The organism is Spirosoma harenae (assembly GCF_054776975.1).
The window spans coordinates 340,789-363,515 of the sequence record NZ_BAAHBD010000031.1; the positions used below are offsets into that span (position 1 = coordinate 340,789).

General features: G+C 45.9%; 20 protein-coding genes. 7 read left to right on the top strand and 13 right to left on the bottom strand.

Annotated features, from left to right (window positions below; genetic code table 11):
• Positions 1-13 precede the first annotated feature (13 nt).
• Positions 14-193, bottom strand: a complete 180-nt coding sequence (locus tag ACYVE4_RS29105) for a hypothetical protein (protein WP_461043928.1) — start codon at positions 191-193, stop codon at positions 14-16.
• A gap of 6 nt (positions 194-199) precedes the next feature.
• On the bottom strand, positions 200-454 hold the full coding sequence (locus ACYVE4_RS29110) for an adhesin (protein ID WP_461043929.1): 255 nt from the start codon (positions 452-454) through the stop codon (positions 200-202).
• A gap of 181 nt (positions 455-635) precedes the next feature.
• Here ACYVE4_RS29110 and ACYVE4_RS29115 point away from each other — a divergent pair, with 181 nt between their 5' ends.
• On the top strand, positions 636-1,721 hold the full coding sequence (locus tag ACYVE4_RS29115; RefSeq protein ID WP_461043930.1) for a glycoside hydrolase family 130 protein: 1,086 nt from the start codon (positions 636-638) through the stop codon (positions 1,719-1,721).
• Between the two features lie 148 nt (positions 1,722-1,869).
• Here the strand turns inward: ACYVE4_RS29115 and ACYVE4_RS29120 are convergent, their stop codons facing one another.
• From ACYVE4_RS29120 to ACYVE4_RS29155, 8 genes are all read right to left on the bottom strand, one after another.
• Entirely contained in the window at positions 1,870-3,567 is a 1,698-nt protein-coding gene (locus ACYVE4_RS29120; protein ID WP_461043931.1) for an IPT/TIG domain-containing protein, read from the bottom strand.
• A gap of 61 nt (positions 3,568-3,628) precedes the next feature.
• Positions 3,629-6,529, bottom strand: a complete 2,901-nt coding sequence (locus ACYVE4_RS29125; RefSeq protein WP_461043932.1) for a TonB-dependent receptor — start codon at positions 6,527-6,529, stop codon at positions 3,629-3,631.
• A 273-nt stretch (positions 6,530-6,802) separates the two neighbouring features.
• On the bottom strand, positions 6,803-8,755 hold the full coding sequence (locus ACYVE4_RS29130) for a peptidoglycan DD-metalloendopeptidase family protein (RefSeq protein WP_461043933.1): 1,953 nt from the start codon (positions 8,753-8,755) through the stop codon (positions 6,803-6,805).
• 72 nt (positions 8,756-8,827) lie between these two features.
• Positions 8,828-9,571: a T9SS type A sorting domain-containing protein gene (locus ACYVE4_RS29135; protein ID WP_461043934.1), complete on the bottom strand. Its 744-nt coding sequence runs from the start codon at positions 9,569-9,571 to the stop codon at positions 8,828-8,830.
• A 320-nt stretch (positions 9,572-9,891) separates the two neighbouring features.
• Positions 9,892-11,388 carry a tetratricopeptide repeat protein gene (locus ACYVE4_RS29140; RefSeq protein ID WP_461043935.1) on the bottom strand — a complete coding sequence of 499 codons (1,497 nt, stop codon included), beginning with the start codon at positions 11,386-11,388 and terminating at the stop codon, positions 9,892-9,894.
• Positions 11,389-11,403: 15 nt separating this feature from the next.
• Complete coding sequence (locus ACYVE4_RS29145; RefSeq protein ID WP_461043936.1) at positions 11,404-12,159, bottom strand: zinc ribbon domain-containing protein; 756 nt, start codon at positions 12,157-12,159, stop codon at positions 11,404-11,406.
• A 130-nt stretch (positions 12,160-12,289) separates the two neighbouring features.
• On the bottom strand, positions 12,290-13,390 hold the full coding sequence (locus tag ACYVE4_RS29150; protein WP_461043937.1) for a Nif3-like dinuclear metal center hexameric protein: 1,101 nt from the start codon (positions 13,388-13,390) through the stop codon (positions 12,290-12,292).
• A gap of 68 nt (positions 13,391-13,458) precedes the next feature.
• On the bottom strand, positions 13,459-13,863 hold the full coding sequence (locus ACYVE4_RS29155) for a sugar 3,4-ketoisomerase (RefSeq protein WP_461043938.1): 405 nt from the start codon (positions 13,861-13,863) through the stop codon (positions 13,459-13,461).
• Positions 13,864-13,996: 133 nt separating this feature from the next.
• Here ACYVE4_RS29155 and ACYVE4_RS29160 point away from each other — a divergent pair, with 133 nt between their 5' ends.
• Together ACYVE4_RS29160 and ACYVE4_RS29165 are read left to right on the top strand one after the other, a co-directional pair.
• A complete protein-coding gene (locus tag ACYVE4_RS29160) occupies positions 13,997-15,898 on the top strand; it encodes an AAA domain-containing protein (protein ID WP_461044015.1) in 1,902 nt (633 codons plus the stop codon).
• Positions 15,899-15,971: 73 nt separating this feature from the next.
• Positions 15,972-16,703 (top strand): endonuclease III domain-containing protein, encoded by a 732-nt coding sequence (locus ACYVE4_RS29165; RefSeq protein WP_461043939.1) that lies wholly within the window; start codon positions 15,972-15,974, stop codon positions 16,701-16,703.
• A 62-nt stretch (positions 16,704-16,765) separates the two neighbouring features.
• Here ACYVE4_RS29165 and ACYVE4_RS29170 read toward each other — a convergent pair whose 3' ends face one another.
• Both ACYVE4_RS29170 and ACYVE4_RS29175 read right to left on the bottom strand, forming a co-directional pair.
• Positions 16,766-17,593 (bottom strand): MBL fold metallo-hydrolase, encoded by an 828-nt coding sequence (locus ACYVE4_RS29170; RefSeq protein ID WP_461043940.1) that lies wholly within the window; start codon positions 17,591-17,593, stop codon positions 16,766-16,768.
• Positions 17,594-17,621: 28 nt separating this feature from the next.
• On the bottom strand, positions 17,622-18,995 hold the full coding sequence (locus ACYVE4_RS29175; RefSeq protein WP_461043941.1) for an amidohydrolase family protein: 1,374 nt from the start codon (positions 18,993-18,995) through the stop codon (positions 17,622-17,624).
• 90 nt (positions 18,996-19,085) lie between these two features.
• Between ACYVE4_RS29175 and ACYVE4_RS29180 the strand changes: the two genes are divergently transcribed.
• Positions 19,086-19,745: an NAD-dependent epimerase/dehydratase family protein gene (locus ACYVE4_RS29180; RefSeq protein ID WP_461043942.1), complete on the top strand. Its 660-nt coding sequence runs from the start codon at positions 19,086-19,088 to the stop codon at positions 19,743-19,745.
• 7 nt (positions 19,746-19,752) lie between these two features.
• Here the strand turns inward: ACYVE4_RS29180 and ACYVE4_RS29185 are convergent, their stop codons facing one another.
• Entirely contained in the window at positions 19,753-20,544 is a 792-nt protein-coding gene (locus tag ACYVE4_RS29185; RefSeq protein ID WP_461043943.1) for a hypothetical protein, read from the bottom strand.
• 60 nt (positions 20,545-20,604) lie between these two features.
• Between ACYVE4_RS29185 and ACYVE4_RS29190 the strand changes: the two genes are divergently transcribed.
• From ACYVE4_RS29190 to ACYVE4_RS29200, 3 genes are read left to right on the top strand one after another with little or no spacing between them, the layout of a single operon-like run.
• Positions 20,605-21,354, top strand: coding sequence for a pseudouridine synthase (locus tag ACYVE4_RS29190; protein WP_461043944.1), 750 nt, complete (start codon positions 20,605-20,607; stop codon positions 21,352-21,354).
• Positions 21,351-21,806: a GNAT family N-acetyltransferase gene (locus tag ACYVE4_RS29195; RefSeq protein WP_461043945.1), complete on the top strand. Its 456-nt coding sequence runs from the start codon at positions 21,351-21,353 to the stop codon at positions 21,804-21,806. The genes ACYVE4_RS29190 and ACYVE4_RS29195 overlap by 4 nt, the downstream gene beginning before the upstream one ends.
• Positions 21,806-22,720 (top strand): serine hydrolase, encoded by a 915-nt coding sequence (locus ACYVE4_RS29200; protein ID WP_461043946.1) that lies wholly within the window; start codon positions 21,806-21,808, stop codon positions 22,718-22,720. Before ACYVE4_RS29195 ends, ACYVE4_RS29200 begins: the two co-directional genes overlap by 1 nt.
• Positions 22,721-22,727: the final 7 nt, after the last annotated feature.

Consider the following 22,727-nt stretch of genomic DNA (forward strand, 5'->3'; position numbering starts at 1 on the left):
ATCGTCACTAAAACTACGCTCCTTCGGCAGGATCGTTGGGTGCTCGAGAGCCTTCTTCGGCTGTTCGATCACCCGCTTCGCTGGCGGCCGACGATTGCGTGTCGGCATCAGGAGCTGTGCCTTCTGTCTCCGCGTTTTCAGTGGTTACATAAAGCTCTTCGGCCGGATCGGGGGTATTCTCTGTGTATGCCATAATTTTCTATTCCATACTGTCATCGTCCAGATCGTCTTCGATGTCGTCATCATCCAGATCTTCCAGATCGTCTTCATCAAAGTCTTCCAGATCATCTGCCCCAAACTCAGCATCCGCATCAGCGCCGGGGTCTATTTCATCGAAATCTACATCGTCTTCTTCGTCGAACTCATCTTCGTCCTCATCGAAGGCGGCAAACTCGGGATCAGGGTTCAGCATCAGCACGTCTTCATCCTGATCAAACGTTGGCTGGTAAATCATGGTCAATAAAAAGATAAAAGTTGGTTCAATCCTCTTAACGCGGCTTACTCCTGTAAGGTTTTAGCCAGCCTTCAAACTTATTGAATAAATGTTTGAAAACTATACAGTGATCGTAAAGTTTATTTTATAATACTCTCAGAGTGCTAAATCCGTTTACTAAAATCCTATCTAATTCAGTGGAATGAAGAATTACCGGTTCCGGCGATTATCCGACCAGCCTATTTTGCAGACTCAGGATGTCAAACCAAGCGTTGACGGTTTTGAGGTTTTAGGTGCCTTTAATCCGGCGGCTTGTCTTTTCAACGATGAAGTTATCCTCCTATTACGTGTTGCCGAAGCGCCAAAAGCCAAAGAAGGCACAATCCTTGTCCCGCTTATTGAAGAGCGGGATGGGGTACCAACGCTCGTCGTTAACGAATTTCCCGAACCCCAGGAACCGTACGATCCACGCGTTGTTTCGTTAAATGGCAAAACCTATCTTACCTCTCTAAGCCATTTACGACTAGCACGAAGTAAAGACGGTATACATTTTACCATCGACGATCAGCCGTTTCTATTCCCCGCCCGTAAGGACGAAGCCTTTGGCGTTGAAGATGCTCGCATTACCTTTCTGGAAGGGAGATATTGGATTACCTACACGGCCGTATCAGAAAACGGAGTTGGTGTAGGACTAGCTATTACGTCCGATTTCGTCAATATTGAGCGCAAGGGTATGATTCTGGCCCCACCCAACAAAGATGTTGCACTGTTCCCCCAGAAAGTGGGCGGTAAATATATGCTACTACACCGGCCGATGCTGACAGACATCGGCAAATCGGCAATCTGGCTGGCGGAATCAGAGGATGGTATTCATTGGGGAAATCACCGCTTTTTGTTCGGTGGACGCGGGAATAGTATTCTCTCCCCACTTACCCCTTCCTTAGCTGATACCTTCAATTGGGAAGGCGCAAAAATTGGTGGTGGTCCCGAGCCCATTCTAACAGAAGAAGGCTGGTTGATCTGTTATCACGGAGCTGATCCTACTCACTCCTACTCACTAGCGCTGGCGTTGTTAGACAAAGAAGATCCAACGAAAATCCTGGATCGCTCAAGTGGCCCGCTGCTAACACCTGAATTGTTGTGGGAAAAAGAAGGTTTTTTCCCAAACGTCGTATTCGCCAATGGCTGGGTCCAGTGGCCAGCTACGAACAATGAACCGGGTAAAATTTGGGTCTATTACGGCGCGGCTGATTCGGGGATTGGACTGGCAGAATTGGTGCAAGAATAGAGGTTCACCTCACCCCCGGCCCCTCTCCTAAAACAGGAGAGGGGAGAATTCAGACCTAAGCTCTTCTCTTTTCAAGGGAAAAGAACTAACAAAAAAAAGCCCCTCTCCTGTTTAGGAGAGGGGTTGGGGTGAGGTCAACTATTACGTCCTATTTATCGTAATCAGCATTCTGGGGGTTCCAGTTAGCCCAACCTTTGGTCCAGTCGGCTGTCCCAAATGCACCCAGGAACGTTTCTTTGGTAAAGAATGCATCGGCACCTTTGCCATCCCAGATAGCCCCTGTAAACAATGGCGAACCCGTCTGTGGCAAGAAATTTGGAGCTGTCAGATTGAAGGTAGCGGAGTTCAACAACAGAGCGGCTACGCCTGAACTTGGGATAATCTGATTTTTGTAAGCAGCCGTATTGAAGAACGTCGTTGCCTGATCGTTCGTAATTACGTTAGCGCCCCGAACCGGCGTATTCATGTTTGCCAAGACAACTCCACGTAATTGCAGTGTTCCTTTGGTCACATTAGCGTAGGTATCCGTGGCTGATAAACCATCTAAGCGAAGTCCTTCTGGGTAACCCGCCAGCACTGTATTGAAAATGCTCAGTGAAGTATTCCGACGCAGGTGCATAGCTGACTGATACGACCCACTTCCTTTTGAGGTAGCTGCACTGGAAGGCGTTCCGCTGGCAGCAAAAATACTCATGTTCGCAAATACACCACCCGTTAATGGTAAGCCATCGTTCGGGCCATTCGCAGGCTCGCCATTAGCAAAATTGTCTGATTCGAAGCCATTAGAAGCCGATTGGTCAGCTACGTCTGGATCGCGCAGCGATACGCCATACTGCACTTTACCCGACCAGCCCCAGTCGGTATCGAAGTCATCATCCCAACCACGGAAAGCAATGATATTTTTCAGGTTTACCGTTCCGCCAAACCATTCGTACGAATCATCACCGCTATACGATACCTGAATGTGATCAAGTGTCGTTCCAGCACCGACACCATACATCGTCAGGCCGTTGATTTCACTGTTGGTTACGTTGGTTAGTGCAATACCACCAAATTCGATACGCACGTACTGCATTGTTCCAGAGTTATCATTTACGTCCGAAAATGTACCGATCGTTCCTGAAATACCCCCTTCAAAGGCTGTCGAGCCAGGACGGTTGGTTGGTGCTTTACCGATCAATACGACGCCACCCCAGTCGCCATAGTTACGCGAACCGGCAGCTTTGCTGGAGGTAAATACGATCGGCGCATCTGCCGTACCGACGGCCATGATTTTAGCACCTGCCTGGATAATTAATGTTCCGCCTTTTGCCTGACCGCTTGGGTCCTGATCTTTGGTACCACCTTTAATAATCGTTCCTTTATCGATGGTCAGAACAGCCGGAGATTTTACGTTCACAAAACCTTTGATCAGGTAAATTTTGTCAGCGGTCCATTTGGTGTCAGCCGAAATATCACCCGTTACTTCAACAACAGGCTTAGCACCCAGCGCAAACGCCGTTGTACTGGTTACGGTAGCACCACCCGACGTAACGGTAATTGGCGTACCGGCATTAGCGGGTACAACAACGGTTAACGAGGTTGTTGTAGCGCCCGATACGGTAGCCGGAACAGTTCCAAACGTTACCGTATTACTGGTTGGCGTAGCATTAAATGCAGTACCCGTAATCACAACTGTTGAGCCTACAGGCGCCGACGTTGGCGAGATCGACGTGATGCTCAATACAGGAGCTGGCGTCTCTTCGTTCTTACAGGCCGATACAATGGCAAACAGACCTAGTACGATAAGGGACATACTCAGCCAGGCAGCCATACGCTGGCGCATTTGATTCACTTGCATAAACATTGGTTTTTAGTTAAAACGGGGTTGTATACGAACAGGAATTTTTATTGTATACAGTTAATTATTAGGGGATTATTGTTCGGCGACCGAATGTATAAACAGCACTTACAGTGTAGTAACTACCTCGCTTGAACTTGCGAATAATCTGATCAGCGTCAGCCGTTTGAGACGACAAATCACTACCAATTTTGCCATCGCGATTGAAGTCCTGTACGTAACGAACATACTGGTTCAGAATATCCTGAATACCCAAACGGAGTTCAAGTTTCTTGTTGAATTGTTTCGTCAAATTCAGGTCGACAACATGGCGGGGCATTTCGTAAATGGTTGGGTTGTCGCGGTTACCGACGGCAAAAATGCGCTGACCAAAGACGTTATATAGAATGTTAGCCTGCCAGCCAGAACTTGGAGCCGTGTAGTAAACACCTCCGTTAATCAGGTAAGGCGACTGGCCGGCCAATGCTCGTTTGGTATCCGTTACTCCCCGAATATCGTATTGCTGTACAGCACCACTCAAATCGGGGGCTGTTACGACATCGCCAATATTTACCGTACTCTTAATGAGCGACACATTACCGACAACCGACAGATTTTTCAGGAAAATGCTACCTGAGTTTTCAAATCCTTTCCGTACCTCGACTTCAACACCGTAGTTCTGCGCTGAATTGGCGTTGATAAACGTATACGCCAGTCCATTTGCCTGAAGCAGCAGGAACGATTCGATCGGTTTCGAGAAGTGTTTATAGAAACCCGTAACCGAAATCACTTCGTTTTGCGTCGGGTAAAACTCCCATTTCAAATCGGCGTTCTGAATATTGGCCGTTTTCAGATCGGTATTTCCCCGAATATCAGCCAGCAGGTTGAAATCGAAATAGCTGAACGGAGCCAACTCGCGGAATTCTGGCCGATTCACCGATGAAGAATACGCTACGCGCAGATTCGTCCGGTCAGTGAGCTTATACATGAAATTGAGCGATGGCAGCGGACTGAATACTTTATTGGATACCAATTGTTTCTCGGTATTGACCACCGTTGCCCGCAATCCCTGATCGTTGTATTCTCCACGGAAACCAACCGTTAAGTTAGCCTTCGGTCCGAAGTATACATCGCCACTTACATATCCAGACAGGTAAGTGTTTTGTCCTTTATAGGAGTCCAAATCTTTAGTACCATCCAGCAGCGAAAAACCGTTCTGTCCATTCACGTTCGCTGTGCTAAAGGCTGTACCAATATCACTCGCTTTGGCCGCTGTTGCATCGCCAACCGACTGATAACCATAGAATCGGGCGCCGTAATCACGATTTTTACGTTCGGCATACGCGCCAAATTTGATTCGGTTCGGTTCGCGATCGGTTGGGTTTCCGAAAGCGTGTTCGCCATTGACAATTGCCGATACGACGTATTCGTGCAGTTTGGAATAGAAACGGCCTACATCAATTGGGTTTGGATCGTTTGGTGCGGCAATCGAGAACGGCTGAAGTTGCCCATCGGCCCCCATCGCTCCGGTTACGCGCTGAAATCGCACCCGTTTCCAATCCGGTTCCCAACGGCCCGTATAGCCGAAGCTTCCGATCCAGTTTATTTTGGTTTGTTCATTAATTGTGTGTTCGCCAGATAGTTGCGATGTCAGAATGCTCCGGTTTTCAAATCGCTCCGAATAACTGCGAACGTCGAGTCCGTCCGTAACCCGCTGGCCATTCCGGACAACCGTTTCGGTTGTACTCAGCTGATTAAATAACGTTTTCCACTCCAGAGTAAACGCTGGCGAGAAACGCGCCGACCAGTTATGAAGAATACCTAAACGAGACTGACGAGAGTAATTCGCATCGGCATATTGTTCTGCCGTCGAGTTTGCAACATTACCATTATTGAAGAGCCGGAAATCAATGTTCGAGAATTGATTGGTCGACGAATAGTTTACACTTGTCAGGTTACTAATCCGTACATCGCCCACATCGAACCGACGACCGAAATTCAACGCAAATCGAATATCAGGATTGACCGTCATTGGAGTAACAGCCCAGGAATTAGGCAGCAACCGAGCGTACGATGCGCGTTGCAACGGATTCAAGGCATTAAACTCGCCCGATTTTGCGGGGAAGCTGGTCGAAATTTGCTGATCTTTTCCCCAAAGCCCCAACCAGTTCAGACCACTACGCTCGTGCGATTGTACCGTCTGAAAAGTTGTATTGGCCCGATAGCCTAGCGTTAATCCTGCATCTAAAAAATTCTGATCGGGTTTACGTTTCGTGTATATCTTAATGATACCACCGGCAAAATCACCGGGCAGATCGGCCGAACTCGATTTGAAGACAATCATTCGGTCGATGATATTGCTCGGAACCAGATCGAACGAGAACGATCGCGTATCCACTTCGGTTGAAGGCGTAATTACGTCGTTGATTAATACCGAGTTATAGCGAGCAGCCAATCCCCGAATCAGCACAAAACGGTTATCAACAATACTCACGCCCGGCACCCGACGAATGGCGGCTGCCGCATCCCGGTCCTGCGATTTTACGATCTGCTGGGCCGAAATACCGACTGCCATCGGCTTCAGCTGCTTAATTTCGGTGATTACAGCAATCTCGGTATTGGTAGCCTTATTAGCTCTAACAACAACTTCCTGTAATGATTTACCTTCACCAACTAGTTCGGTTTCGATTACCGTCGTATTTCCTGATTCAACCCGAACGTTTGGAATTTCTTTCGTTTGATAGGATACGTAAGAGATAACGAGCTTCTGGGTTCCGGCGGGTACGTTTGAGATCGTAAAATTTCCCTCGATGTCGGTTGTCACCCCTAATTGGGTCCCATCAATCCGGATGGTACATCCGATTAGTGCTTCTTTGGTTTGACCATCCCGTATGTTGCCCCGGATTGTTCCTGATGGTCCCTCAGGCCTTGCTAGTAAAGTAGTGTAAATGAAGGAGAGGAGAAAAATGAAGACTGATTTGCAGTTCATAAAGATAGTTTGGGTGTCGCTTTCGCACCGCAAAACTACCAGCCCAATATTACCTCAAGATTAAGCCAATGTTATCATTGTTTAACTTGTCAGTAATACAAAATCGCTTGTTGTTAATCTACCAAATCAGTCAGTTCCTATTACTCCATCTACAATATAATCCTTTATGAATCTGCGATTTACCCACAGGATGTGCTACCATGTAAGTACATCCCCAAATTTCATCCAATCGTATAACTTCGACGCTCGGAAACCATCGTCTGAAAGGCTTATTTATAGTTTAATAACTCGTTTGGAAGCCGTTCTTTCTCCGACGCGAACGCGCACTATATAGGTTCCTGAATGTTGCGATGAGACGGGGAAAGAAGAAACCGTTTGCTGGGTTTCGGAACGTTGTAGTAAACGCCCCTGCATATCCATCAATTCCAGAACGGCTTTTTGACCCGTCAGTAATCCGTTGATGCGAATCGTTAGCAGACTTGTTGCCGGAATCGGATAGATTTCCACCGCAGCCGCGAGCGATGGATCGTCTGCAGCCAGCAAAGACGAGACCGTCACCAGCACTTTCCGATTGATTAAACTTCCCGTACCGCACGAATTACTAACGTTTGTCAATAGATAAGCCGTCGTTTTGAGCGGCTTAACATCAATCAAATACGGAGTTGTGGCGGTCGTTAATGAAACTGGGGTTCCCAGACCAGCTGCTGTGCTATCCCGATACGTAAAACTCCAGGGACTATCGTTCGTAAACGCGACAGACAACTTCGCCGATTGTCCCTCATAAATCATCAGATTGTCTGCCAGCGATGCCGTTGCCAACTTTGCTGGTTGTACGGTTACGGTAATGGTATTTGAAACCGCTCCATTCAATTCAGCCGTATAGTTACCAGATTCCCGTACAACGATTTTTTTGTCTGGAAGCCGATTCAGAACAATGCCATCTTTTTTCCAGATGTATTGATCGGTTTCAATGTTGGTGGTTAGGATAACACTATCGCCCGTACAAAACGACGTTTTGCCGGATGGCGAAAGTTGCACAACCGACTTTAGATCTTTAGCTACGATAAATGTTTTTTCGTACGTTTTCCCGTTAAATGTCGAACGAAATTTCCATTCCCCCTCGGGCGCGTCTGCAGGAATTGTTGTATACAGATACCAGTAAAAGTTTATGGCTGTTTGGTCAGTATAGTTACCCGTATACTCAGTAAAGAGTTGTCCATCCGGTTTTAGAATGGTAAACTTGATAGCGTCGCCGGGTTCCAGTTCGCGGCCAAATGTGTAGAAATAAAACACCTGGCCGGGTTGAGCAACTTGTATTTCGTTTGTGGCATTGGCCGAAGCGGGGCACTGTCCCATTACGGGTTGTTTCAGATGAACGCTCAACCGATTAAGGGTTTTGTCTTTATAAATCGGCTGGTCTTTCCACCAGGCATCGGTAATGGTTTTATTACACGCGCCCTGAAACGGGTCGATCAGCTTTCCTTCAGCATTGTACACTTCAAAATGCAGGTGCGGTGCCGACGATCGGCCCGAACTCCCAATATAGCCCAGAAATTCGCCTTCCTGAACACGCTGACCGACAAGCTTCGTCGTGAGCGATTGTTTTTTCAGATGCCCGTACCAAGCTACAGAGCCATCGTCATGCCGTACATACACGGCATTCCAATCGCTGGTGGCACTGGCAAACGAGCCACAATTCTGATCATCATTTCCATCGCTTTTCGACAAAATCGTACCGGGTGCAGCCGCCACAACTTTAACATACTGCCCCGCCATTACCGACCAGTTGAACGGCCAAAGTGCGAAATCAGTGCCTTGATGCTGGTAACCCGATCGCTGATCGTACGTTCGATTTCCGCAGTTGTAATCCTGATTAAAGGTTGAATACTGGTTAACCTCATTCGGGCCAAGAGCCGGATTTAGATCTACGTAATTTGAAATCGTCCAGAAACCATAGGGCGGCCGCTCTTTGGCCCATTGTAAAGGAAAGGAAAACGTTGGATGAGCAGCTGTTTGTCGAGCCCCAGCGCCGTTTAGCTTTAGCAACGCCAGTTTGGTTTGGAGCATTTGCTGAATTTCGGCATGCTCAGCAGACGATAAGCAGGGTTGTTGTTCAGAATAAACGCCAACGACTCGTGCGCCAACGGAAGCCTGCTGCGCCTGTAAACCAAAACCAAAAAGGAAAAGTATGGATACAAATAAACTGGTCCGTAAAAAGTAGGGCATACGCGAATGACTAGTATTCACTACAAGTTACCGTTTTTTTAACCTACTGTACCAACTTTATCTAGGTTACGGTTATAACTTAACAATTCGTTTTGTAACGCTTCGAGTCCCAATTTGAATGTGCAGTAGATAGGTTCCGGTGGAATATTGGTCGAGTGAAAGAGCAGATACACCTCTGTGCATTTCCTGATGATAAATAATCTTTCCCATTAAATCAGTAACCTTTATCTGGGCCGTTTCCTTTGTTTCAATTTTATGGATATAAACGTTTAGTCTAGTGGTTGCGGGTACAGGATATACATCTATGGTCTCAAGCAGTGAGGAGTCATCCGTGCCCAACAGGGAATTAACCTCAACAACGATTTTTCGATTATATAAAGTACCGCTCCCGCAACCATTGCTTACGGACGTTAAGATATAAGCACTTGTTTTTCTGGGACTTATTCCGAATACATACGGATTTGTATTGGCAGCTACTGACAGAATTGTTCCCAATCCAGTTGCCGAGCTGTCCCGATAGGCAAACATCCAGGGTCCATCGCCCGTAAAGGTCACGGACAAATTAGCCGTATAGCCTTCGTTAATTTGTTGATTCCCTGAAAGACTAGCGGTAGCAAATGAAAGTATAGTCAACGCCGTTGAACTTGGTGTGCCAACAACGGCCGGATTCTTCGATACAACACGGATACGATAATTAATGCCAGGGGAAGTAGTAACTGGAATTGTAGCTCGATAGGTGACTTCATAACGCCCGGATGCCATCAGAAACGAGGCTGGTATTTCTGAATAGCTGATCCCATCTGCAGAGAGTTCCACTGTAAAATCGTTACTACCAACTGTGCGAAATCCAGTAACATCAAGTTGAGATCCTGGGCAAACCGAGGTAACTGTTAAAGGCTGAGTACTAAGTGTTTGCTGGGCTGAAGCGTCAATTATCCGTACAAATTGGCTTAGAAAGATCAGGCATGTCAGTAAAAAATGTCGATGTTTTATAAACACAGTATCCTGATCGAAATACCTGGTCATTGTATGGATAGATGAATGGGTTAGGGAAAGGTTAACAAATATATGGCTCCCCAGCAGGAACACAATAAATGATTAAACAGTCATTTTATCAAAGCTGTTCAAAAGCGTTTCTATAGCTGATTCAAAGCAGCCCTCGCTTTATTATCCACACTGTTTTTATACTCGTGATGCTTGAATCGTAAAGCTTTCTCGAAGAACGACCGGGCGCGAACACGATCATTTTTTTGCTGATAGATATAGCCCAGTTGCAGGGCAGCAGTAGCGCCGAAAGAAAGTTGCTCAGGTTCACTTAGTGTCAGAGCACGATTGAGATAAGGGATTGCTGCATCTGGAGCATTTTGATGCTGATGAATACGACCCATTCGATAATTGTATTCGGCTTTTTCCGTCGTTAACGAAAAAGAGGCTTCGGTATACGGACGAAGATAACCCAACGCGCTATCAATAAATCCCCCATCAGACGCTAGTCGGGCACGCATCAGTACGCGCTGGTTCGATGAAGCGCCTTTTTTCAGGTACATTTCAGCAAATTTCTGAGCTGCTTTATCCGATTCTACCGTCGTCCGACCAACAGCTAACACTTTTTGTAGGAAAGGCCTGCCCTCTTCTTCTGGATCATTGGTCAGCCAGTGACAGAGAAATAATTTGTAATACGAATCCTTCAGGAAATTGCGCCCTTTATAACTGCTTAGAAAAGCCTGAAAATGCGTGATCGCCGTACTGTATTCTCCTTTTTGGAGATAAATATCCCCCAGAATATTTTCGATAATCGGCAACGCCTGATAAGCCGGACCTTTGGGGCGTTTCATCAGATAGGTGAGTGCCTGGCCACTATGACCTGCTTTTTGTTCGATAGTGGCACCGAAAAAATGAAGTAACAGATTATCTGGATTATTAGCCACCAATCGTTCTAAAACCTGCTCATCTGCACTTCTGAATTTTAGCACATAAGCCTGCACCATCAGCTCAATCAGTTGCGCTTCAAGCCGAAACGTCGAGTCTTGTTGCGCCCGTTTTACTTCTAATTGTCCTTGTTTAATATTCCCGTGCAACCCGAGCAAATTAGCCACCCAAACATAATTGTCGGGCACTGAGCCAATCATTATATGCAGTGTACCCAACGATTTATAGGTAGGCAGAAAATCGGGATATCGTTTCTGATTTTCTGCCAGCAGTTTATACGCTCGAATAACGTCCCAACTGGCGCTGATTTCTTTACCAAATTTGAGCTTGACAAAGGCCCAATGTAGCCGAACTTCTGCAAGCAAAACACGTTGCCAGGGTGACGTATCGTCTAATTTCTTCAGCGCATCGAGCCGCTCGTCTTCGCGATCACTTAGTTTATCAAAAACCTGATCATCATCCGACGTAACGAGGGTCATCATATCCGCATAATCATCCAGAAAAATACGGATTCCGTTTGCCGATGATTCGCGAGCGAGTAGCTGTTGAGCGGGTTGTATTTGTAGTTTTTGGAGGTCTATGTATGCCCGTTGCAGACCTGGCGTCCAGGAAAATGCCTGTGCCTTTGCCAATACGGGTGTTAATAGGATTAAAAACAAAAACACCGGATAAAAACCCGGCGTTTTTGTTGAGAGCAATTTCATAATCAAGACTTTACCTTATCGACCACGACCAACCGGAGCTGGCTCGGGGACACCTTCTACATCGGCGAAAATGCGGCCGCAGTGTTCGCAAACAATAATTTTCTTTTTATCCTTGATATCAGCCTGACGCTGAGGAGGAACAACGTTAAAGCAACCACCGCAAGCTCCGCGTTTCACCATTACAACAGCTAAACCGTTAAGAGCATTACCGCGAATTTTGTTATAGGAATTCAGCAAACGTGGCTCAATCGTTGCTGCCTGCAATTCGCGTTGTTTAATGATTTCTTTCTCTTCTTCCTGACTTTCCGAAGTGATCTGATCCAACTCTTGCTTTTTGGCTTTCAAATCCTCCTTCCGTTCGTCAAGAGCCGCCTGCGTTGTTTTAATTTCGTCTTCTTTGCCCCGAACGCGAAACTGAGCTTCATTAGCACGCTTTTCAACCAATTCGATTTCGAGCGATTGTAACTCAATTTCTTTCGAGATAGCATCGAACTCCCGGTTGTTCCGGACGTTCATTTGCTGATCTTTATACTTGGTAATCAGCTTTTCGGCGTCTTTTTTGGCAATGCGATTACGCTCAATGTCATCTTCCAATGATTTGATTTCCGTCTGGAACTTGCCGATTCGGGTTTCAAATCCAGCAATGTCATCTTCCAGATCACGAACTTCTTCGGGCAGACCTCCACGAATTTTAATCAGTTCATCTAATTGAGAGTCAAAGGATTGTAATTTAAGGAGAGCGTCTAATTTTTGCGCAATCGTCAGTTCCATTCGGATTTTGATGTTTTTAATGTATGATGAATCACCTGAGCGATTCAGACTAAATAGTGTGTAATAGACTCTATAACAATTAACTGAAAATCAATAGTTTCAGTACGTACACCAGGCTATTAAATACTATTTATGAATAATATCGAACCGGATTCGTATCCGTTTCGGATAAAATTACCGCAAAAGTAGTGAATTTTTTTGCCAAATGCCCTTTAATCAACTCTTTCGTAAAGACTTCACTTTCATAATGGCCAATATCGCAGATACCGATTCGTCCATCAGCATCAAAAAACTCGTGGTATTTGTAATCAGCCGTAACAAAAATATCCGCTCCGGCCCGCATAGCATCGGGCAATAAAAAACTACCAGCCCCTCCGCAAACTGCAATTCGGCCAATCGGGCGGTCTGGCATTTGAGTGTAGCGAATCATCGACAGGCTCATGCATTCTTTCAGATACGAAAGCCATTGTTCAGGAGCTATTGGTTCGGGCAATTCACCCACAGCCCCTGAGCCAACTTCCTGATTTTGATTGTCTAGCGAAGTCAGATAATATGCTACTTCTTCGTATGGATGCGCTTTTCGAAGGGCTGATATTAATTGATTTTGCTGATGCGTCGGAACGATTACTTCAATCCGATTTTCGGCTTCTTCATGATACTCTCCCACTTCACCAATGGTAGGATTCGCGTTTTGATTGGGCTGAAATGTGCCCGTACCAGGTACACGAAAACTGCAATTTTTATAGTTCCCGATTTGCCCGGCTCCGGCGGCATAAAGAGCATCCAAAACACGCTGCGTATCGGCCACAGGAACGAACGTAACCAACTTACTCAACACCTGACTTTTCGGAACCAGTATCCGAACGTTTTGTAGGCCTAATTTTTCGGCAATTTTAAAATTAACTCCACCCGCTACATTATCCAGATTGGTATGCGTCGCATAAATAGCGATATCGTGCTTAATAGCTTTGATAACCGTTCGTTCAACGTACGTTTTGCCATTCAGCTTTTTCAGTCCCTTAAATACAATCGGATGATGGGCGACAATCACGTTACAACCTTTGGCAATAGCCTCATCAACAACGGCTTCGGTAGCATCCAGCGAGACTAAAACGCCTGTGATTTCGGTAGTAGGATCGCCAACGAGTAAGCCTGCATTATCGTAAGATTCCTGATAGGCAAGTGGAGCGAATGCTTCCAGATACGTAGTTAATTGTCGAATTTGGGCCATACCAATGGAAAAGAAATTCAGCTAAACCAATCTGCAAATCGACGGCAAGTTACGCACGTCATAGAATTTTAGGCCGTTTGTTCGGCGGCTGCTTGCCATTTCCCAACCCAATCCCGGTAAGATTCATCTATGTACGTGGTTTCAGAGAAAGCCCGATCAGCTACAATCATCAGAATAGCATTCGAAGAGAAATTGTGCATGATTCGCCAATCTGTCGGCTCCAGAATCAGCAGTTGATCAGGTGAATCCAGCCGAAAATATTGATCTTCTTCAGGTGTTTGACTATAAATATCGACGGACCCATTCAGGCATATCAACCCCATAGTGCAGAGGGTATGACGATGATAGCCGCGAGATGTATGTTCGGGAACATCGTAGATGTAAAAGATTCGCTTCACAGACCGCTTCCAATGCTTGTTTAACCAGTCGTTATTTTCCGTGACTGCTCCAATTTTTGCAATTAGCTGAGCCATCTGTTTGATCAAATGTATGGACAATACGTCAAATCTATCATTTTTTACGCTTTCAACTGGCTTCGCCGAATCAAACTTTTACCGCTTCGGTCTACAAAGACAAAATCCATACCGGCGAATCGTATTTTTGTGGATGGATTATTTCAAAAAGCTTCTACAATTACTCCAGATTGAACGGAGAGAAGATCAGCTTCAATACCAAAAACTTACTGAAACAACCTCTATTGCCGACCGTCGGGCAGCAGGCCTGACCTGGTATCCAATTGCCATCCGGGGCTCCGAAATGAGTCGTGGAGATTATTTGACGGTAGAAGTCGAACGAACGACGCATCAGGATATTCCGCATCAGCTTCGATTCGGCATGCCCGCCGTTTTATTCAGCAATCATGATCCAAAAGCAGATCGGGTTGAGGGGACGGTTTCGCATCAGAGTGGTAATCGCCTTAAAATTACGTTACGTACCGATGAACTTCCTGATTGGTCAAGGGATGGCAAACTAGGTGTCGAAGCGCTATTCGATGACAATAGCTACGACGAAATGGAAGGGGCTCTTAAAACGGCCAATACCTTAAGTGAGAAAGGCAACAGTAAGTTAATCAGTATTTTAACTGGCGATCAATCCCCAACATTTCATCCTGAGACTCCTACCCTTCTTCTTCCAAAACTAAATTCGAGCCAGGTTTCGGCTGTTGGGAAAATATTGACGGCTAACGAACTGGCGATTGTCCATGGACCTCCTGGTACGGGGAAAACTACCACGTTAGTACAGGCTATCAAAGCCATGTATAAACAGGATAATAAGAAAATTCTGGTGGTAGCCCCCAGCAATACGGCTGTCGATTTGCTCAGTGAAAAATTGCATGATGAAGGGCTCAACGTGCTACGTGTGGGCAATCCGGCCCGAGTATCGGAGCGTTTGATGGCGCTGACGCTGGATCATAAAGTAACCGAGCATCCGGCCATGAAAGAAGCGAAAAAGCTAAAAAAACAGGCCAACGAGTATCGGAACATGGCGCATAAATACAAGCGAAATTTTGGCAAAGCCGAACGCGAACAACGTAAAGCCCTCTTCGATGAAGCGCACCGAATCATGAAAGAAGTTGCTAATACAGAGCAGTATGTCATCGATGACCTCATTGCCAAAGCTCAGGTGATTACGGCTACGTTGGTCGGTGCAAATCATTATACTGTTCGCCATCTGACGTATCATACCGTCGTTATCGATGAAGCCGGACAAGCCCTCGAACCTGCCTGCTGGATTCCCATTCTGAAAGCGCAAAAAGTAGTGCTGGCCGGTGACCATTGCCAACTTCCGCCAACCATCAAATCGCCCGAAGCGGCTCGAAACGGGTTAGCGACTACGTTACTAGAAAAATGTGTAACCCTTCACCCAGAAGCTGTTACGTTGCTAGATGAGCAGTATCGTATGCACGAATACATCATGGGCTACTCGTCGCAGGTATTTTATGAGAACAAAGTGAAAGCGCATCCGTCGGTGGCTAGTCATTCCCTATTTGAGGGAGATACGCCACTAGCGTTTGTCGATACCGCCGGTTGCGGATTCGATGAAAAACTAGACGGAACCAGCTCGACCAACCCAGAAGAAGCGGCCCTGTTGATGAAGCATTTAACGCAACTCGTAGCTGATTTGAGTCAGCATTATTCTGTCGAGAACTTCCCAACGATTGCGGTTATTTCGCCGTATAAACAACAGATCACTATTCTGAAAGAGCAACTATTGCAATCATCCGAATTACGTGCTTATGGTGATAAAATTTCGGTCAATACCATCGACAGCTTCCAGGGACAGGAACGTGATATCGTTTATATTTCCATGACCCGTAGCAATGCCGAAGGAGAAATTGGTTTTCTATCAGACGTCCGCCGAATGAACGTAGCGATGACCCGCGCTCGCAAGAAATTAATTATCGTCGGCGATAGTGCGACACTGGCCAGTCTTCCTTTTTACGCTGATTTTATTTCGTATTCCGAACATCTCAATGGCTATCAGAGCGCCTGGGAATGGATGGATTAGTTATCTAAACATTCTCGTTAAGGATGCGTTCATCAACGAACAGTAATGGTGTCTTTGTCCCAGTTTGTGATGTATGCAGTTTGATTCTTTGTTAGCTACCCGAATACTTGATGCCCACGAGCGGCTGAACGAGGTGTATGGTATTCAGCCAATTAAAGGATATTCCGATCCGATGCACGAACTGATTGGCACGATCTTATCGCACCGAACAACCCACGCAAACGAAGCGGCCGCTTACCGAACCATGCGCGAGCAATTTCCGACTTGGGAGCAGGTTCGTGACGCGCCTGTAGACGATTTGATCGATGCCATAAAAACGGCGAATTATCCTGAAGTAAAAGCACCCTACATTCAGCATTTGTTGGGTCATCTTTTCCAGGAACGGGGAAGTGCTAACCTTGATTTTTTGAGTGATTTATCCACCGAGGAAGCCATGAATTGGCTTACTGTGCTGCCCGGTATCGGCTTAAAAACGGCGACGATTCTGTTGCTGTTCAAATTTCACAAACCCGTACTACCCGTTGATACGCACGTTCACCGCGTCACGCAGCGTATAGGTTTGATCGGTCCAACAATGAGCGCCGAAAAAGCGCATACGTTTTTGCTGGCTCATTTGCCCAAAGATGCTTTACTCCTGTTCAACTTCCACAAGCATTTTTACTGGCACGGCCAGCGGATTTGCACCTGGTATTACCCCAAATGCCGCGACTGTGTGTTACAAGGAATGTGCAACTTTTATCAAACTGGCGGTACGGCTCGTTTAAGCAGCACGCCCGTCCGAAAAAAGAAACCTATTGATCCTTAATAAAGGAGACTATCTTGATGCTAATAGTTTCGCATGTCAACTAACGAAGCAAAGCTATCAATTCAGGAAATGATTTGGAGATAACGTTGGATGGAAGTTTCAAATATGGCACGTCCGTTTTCAGGAATCGTCATCCACTCAAAAGCACCGTAAATACGGTCGAACTCGAAAGCTTTTAAGCGATCACGGATTTGCTCAATGGCCTTTTTAGAGAGTGGAATATGGTTGGGATAGCTGTACATAAACGTTACAGTCTTCCGATCACGAGCTACATAAATGGAGTCACCAGTTAGCAAACTGGCCGGGGTAGACTTTCCGGGAAGATAGCACACGCAGCTTCCCGGAAAGTGTCCCTCTACGTTGATAATTCGTATCCCATCCCAAAGTTCTTTCTCATTACCTGTCCAGAATTGACGATGTGGAGTAGGGTTTTGCACCCATTCAGCGTCATGTTGATGAATATAAATCGGGCAATCAAAAATTCGCGCCCATTCTGCCATGATGCTGTAATAGTGCGGATGCGATATTGCAATTGCTTTCAATCCGCCAACTGAACGGATGAAAGCGACGGTTGGCTCATCAATAAATGGCAGACAATCCCATAATATATTTCCATTTACCGATAAAATCAGGAAGGCACGCTGACCGATAGCGAACGCAGGAGAAATTCGTAAATCGTATAGGTTTTCGGCAGCCTGACTAAATCGGATGGTACGTGTTTGTGCTAACGTCGCCAGACTTGTCCATTGCTGTCCGTTATCACCAATGTATTGCCGATCATCGTTACAAATCGGGCATAGCTCAGGCAATGGCTTGTCAACAGGGAATTGCGTACCACAAGTCGCGCAAATGGTTTGATCGGTTGTATGATTGACAGAACGAGTAGACATTACTATAGTTGATTTAGGATTACGGCGATTATTGCTTTTCCAGTTTCTTCAACTCGCTCTGAATGTACTCCTTTGACAGCCAGTTCGTTCCCATCATAACGCCTTCGATCGATCTGGTTTGCGAAATATCTTTCAACGGATTGCCACTCAATAAAACCAGATCCGACACATTGCCGGTTTTGATGGTTCCCCAATCCGGCTTATTGAAATACGAAGCAACGTTGACCGTTCCCGTACGCAATGTTTCATAAGGTGTCAATCCCGCATCGACCATGTATTTCATTTCGTGGTGAATCGAGAAACCAGGAACGTTCAACACCTGCGGAGCATCGGAACCAAGCAATAGATCCACTCCACCTTTCTGACATTCGTAAATGAGTTTACGACGAATCTGTACTAGTTTTTCAGCGTGTTCTTTTGAGAAATTAGGATTGTTGGTATAGCTGTTTTTCGCGTTCATCCAATTGGTTATATCCTGAGGACGCATGTATTTAAACTCTGGCGCGTTTGCATAAGCATCCCAGGTAAGTGGAGACAGCCATCTTTCTGCTAAGGCTTGGGTAGGCACAACCCGAATGTGTTTTTCGCGTAGTCCTTTCACAAGTTTTGGGATCTGCGACGCGTCGGCCCGATAGGCAATCCAGGCTCCAAACTGCCCCGTTTCCCGCTCAACCAGTGTATCAGAGCGGGGTACAATAGCCTCAACAAAACCATCCAGATGGTCGATGGACGAATAGGCAGCCTCAATAGCCATCCAGATACCAACGTTGAACGAGACATGGCCGACAAACGGAATACCCACTTGGTGAGCGGTTTTGGCAATGGCCGGAAAAGTTTCTTTAGTGAGTCCGGGATGAAGTTTCAGGAAGTCGTATCCGGCCGCTTTCTGTTCGCGGACCATTTCGGCTCCTCGTTCGGCGCTTTTCACGGTTTGCCCACTAAACGAGGGACCAGTTGCGTAAAAATGAGGGCCAAGAATCTCTCCACTGTTGATTTTACTACGTAATTCCAGATGTTTTGGATGGCCTAACATTCCTCGTATTGTCGTGATTCCGTTCGCCAGATACAGAGTTAATACCTCTTTCATGGCCTGAATATCGTCGTTGGGCGGAACGTGGGCATGAATTTCGGCCCAACCAGGTGTCAGATATCGTCCGTTGGCGTCAATGATCAGCGCGCCATTTGGCACTTTCACACTTCCTTCATTGCCCATCGCAGCAATTTTGCCATTTTTCACGATAACTGTCTGGTTTTCGATAACGCGTTCCCGATCCATTGGAATCACATTGACCGACCGGAACACAATATCGCGCTGACGATTGCTCACTAATTCCTGGGCAAAAAGCAAGGACCAGGGAGCTAGGAGCAAGACACTCAGCAGCAGCCAACAAAAGCGTTGCATAGTTTGAGATAGATTAGCGGTTGACGGATATAGACTTAAAGGAACATTGATCGGGTAGAATACTGTTAGGCCATTGTCAACGCACAATTTATGAAAATTAAAGCGATAATAACCGGCGCAACCGGCATGGTTGGCGAGGGAGTCTTACTCGAATGTCTGAATCATCCTGATGTAGAACAGGTACTCGTCATCAACCGAAAACCCGGTGGCGTATCGCATCCGAAACTGCGCGAAATCATTCACAAAAACTTCTTCGATCTAACCCCAATCGAAAGTCAGTTGAGTGGCTACGATGCCTGCTTTTTTTGTCTGGGCGTTTCGTCGGTCGGTATGAGCAAGGAGGAGTACAAACATCTGACGTACGATCTTACATTGCATGTAGCAGAAGTAATGGCTAAACTTAGCCCCGACATGACTTTCTGCTATGTTACGGGAGCGGGTACCGATAGCACTGAACAAGGTCGAGTTGCGTGGGCACGCGTGAAAGGCGCTACTGAAAATGCCGTAATGCGTTTGTTTAAAAACGGGTATATGTTCCGTCCGGGATTTATGAAAGCCATGCCTGGCCAGAAAAATCTAAAGAGTTTTTACAGATACCTTGCCTGGTTGTATCCGATTGGCCGAGCAATTTATCCGGCAGGTTTTTGTACGCTAAAAGAAGTGGGCGACGCGATGGTTAATGCTGCTACGAAAGGCTTCGACAAGAAAATTCTGGAAGTCAAGGATATTGTTGAATTAGCAAAACGCTGATTCTCAATCAGTCAATTACGGAAACAATTACATAATTGTCGTTTCGGGTAATACCATAAAGCACCCGTTTGTCTTTGATGCTTCGATCAATGGCAAACGCCTGTCCTTCACTCACAGTCGGAATTGTTTTTATGTATTGCAGAGTTGAGCCTCGTTCGGGAAGTTTCAGCACATATATTTCCGGCTTATCATGGCCCGTACAGTAGAGTAATCCATCGCTGCCCCAGGTACCACCTGATGTACTATAAGGTGCAAAGGATTGTAACACGTTCGTTGGAAACGACCACGCTTCAACTTGCTGCCAATTTTCGGTAAACTTGATTAGTGTTGTCCATCGGTTGTCGCGCCCTTCTGCCATTGCTTTATTTGAGTAATTGGCAAAGGCAACCCACCAATGCCCCTGATAGAAATCCGCCCAGGTCAACGAACCAGGAAATAAACCAAAGCTATGATTGCCAATATGTTTGAGCGTTTTCGTATCGAAAATTTCGATAGAGCTAGCCATTGGTACGTCGGGATAATTGGAATGGGTGCAATAGAGTTTCTGCCCTAGCACTATCCCACTATTCATGTGTTTTAATAAACCCGTCGTATCCTGCCACGCTGCCACCTGCTTCCCATCAGATTTGTTATGTTTGCTCAGCGAATGGTTATTGATCACATAAAAATGCGCCTGATCGACGGCCACACCCTGCTGTACCTGTGCCAGTTGAAAACGCCGAATTTCAGTAGCTTTTTGGGCATGAGTGTCGCCAATATAAAAGAAGTAAGACAAGAGTATTACAAATCGAAATCGCATGGCTTTGGGTTTCTCTGGTAATGGGCGTAAGTTACAATTCCATTGCTCTTTTTCTGCGTTATGCAACCGACGAATCCACCTGATATAACAACTCAGGAACTGCCAATTCTTTACCAATCAGAAGATCTGGTAGCTATTAATAAACCGCACGGCCTGTTAGTCCACCGATCACCGATTGCCAGTGATGCCAGCGAATTTGCCGTTCAACTCCTACGTGATCAGCTAGGCCAGCGCGTCTATCCGGTTCACCGGTTGGATCGCAAAACGGGTGGCGTACTTTTATTCGCTTTAAACGAATCGATGAATTCGGCGATGCAAACTCTTTTTGCCGAAGGTAAAGTCCGAAAAACGTATCTGGCTATGGTACGTGGCTATACCCCTGATCACCAGATCATTGATTATCCGCTCCGAAAAGATGACGATCCCACTATAATTCAGGATGCCATTACAGAACTGAAAACGCTGCAACGCACGGAAATTCCACTTCCGTTTGGCAAACACACCACATCGCGTTATTCACTTGTCGAGTTAACACCAACCACAGGTCGAATGCACCAATTACGCAAACACATGGCGCATATTCTGCATCCAATTATTGGTGATCGCCCGCACGGCTGCAACAAACAGAATAAGCTTTTCAAGGATCATTTTACGATGAATACCATGTTACTACATGCCCAAAAACTAGAATTTGAGCATCCTCTTACATCAGAATCAGTTAAGATTACGGCTTCCTGGCAAGCTGAATTTGGCCGAATGATGACTGAATTGTTTACGTTATCTGGAAAAAATAATCCTGTACAGCAATGACCGAGATTGCTACAAATTATCTACAAATTCGAGATGCAACTTTGACTGATGCGCCGATCGTTTATGATTTTTTATGTACTCTGGAGGAGTCCATTCTAGATCGAACGGCTTTCGATACTGTCTACAATCAAAACCTGGTCAATCCGTCCATTCATTATTTAGTTGCTGAGCTAAACGGTCAAGTTGTCGGCTTTGTGAGTTGCCATGTCCAAATTCTTTTACACCACTGCGGCAAGGTGGGTGAAATACAGGAATTATTTGTTCTGCCAGCTTTCCGCAATCAGAGAATTGGTCAAAAACTGGTCGACGAACTTAAATCATTAGCCATCCAGGAAAACTTTGTCAATCTGGAGGTTACAACGAATCAGAAACGAATAGACACCATCCGATTTTATGAACGAGAATCATTTAAACGCACGCATATTAAACTCGTTAATCCAATTAAACACTAATGCGCACTTCTTTTTTCGTCCTCGTATATCTCAGTTATAATTTATTGGTTAATGGTCAGTCGATTCCCCGAACGGACAAGGTGTTGGAGCGAAAACTACAGGCTGCGTTTGCTAATTTTCGCGGGAACGTAGGCATTTATGTATACCATTTTCGAACAAATAAAATCATAGCTATCAATGCAGATACGCTGTTTCCAACTGCCAGCATGATCAAAATTCCGATTCAATGCGGTTTATTCGACAAACTCCACAAAGGTGAACTAACCTATGATCAGGAATTGACTTATGCAGATTCGCTCCATTACGACGATGGAATTATTGGCTCCTTAAAAAATGGCGCTAAAATTTCACTTAGTAAAGTAGTTATGCTCATGGAAACGGTAAGCGACAATACTGGAAGTTTGTGGTGTCAGGCATTAGCAGGTGGAGGAACAGCAATTAACAACTGGCTCGAAACGAATGGATTTCACCAGACACGGGTCAACTCAAGAACTCCCGGTCGAGAGGCCAATCGAACTCAATATGGCTGGGGCCAAACAACACCCCGCGATATGGCGAAACTGTTAACCTACATTCGCCAAGGCCGAGCTATCAGTCCTGATGCAAGTGATGAAATGTACCGAAATCTTGGTAGGCAATTTTGGGATAGTGATGGTTTGTCACAGATACCGCCTGATATCAAAGTAGCAACAAAAAATGGAGCTGTCAACCAAGCTCGGTCGGAAGTTGTGCTGATTCATGCACCCCACGGCGAATACGTTTATTGCGTTATGACCAAGAACCAGCAGGACCAAAGCTGGGAACGCTCAAATGAAGGATTTACGCTATTACGCGCCGTAGGCGCTATACTTTGGCATCACTTCGAGCCTAAAAACTCCTGGATACCTGCTGAAGGATACGAAAAATGGTGGTAGTTAGTTT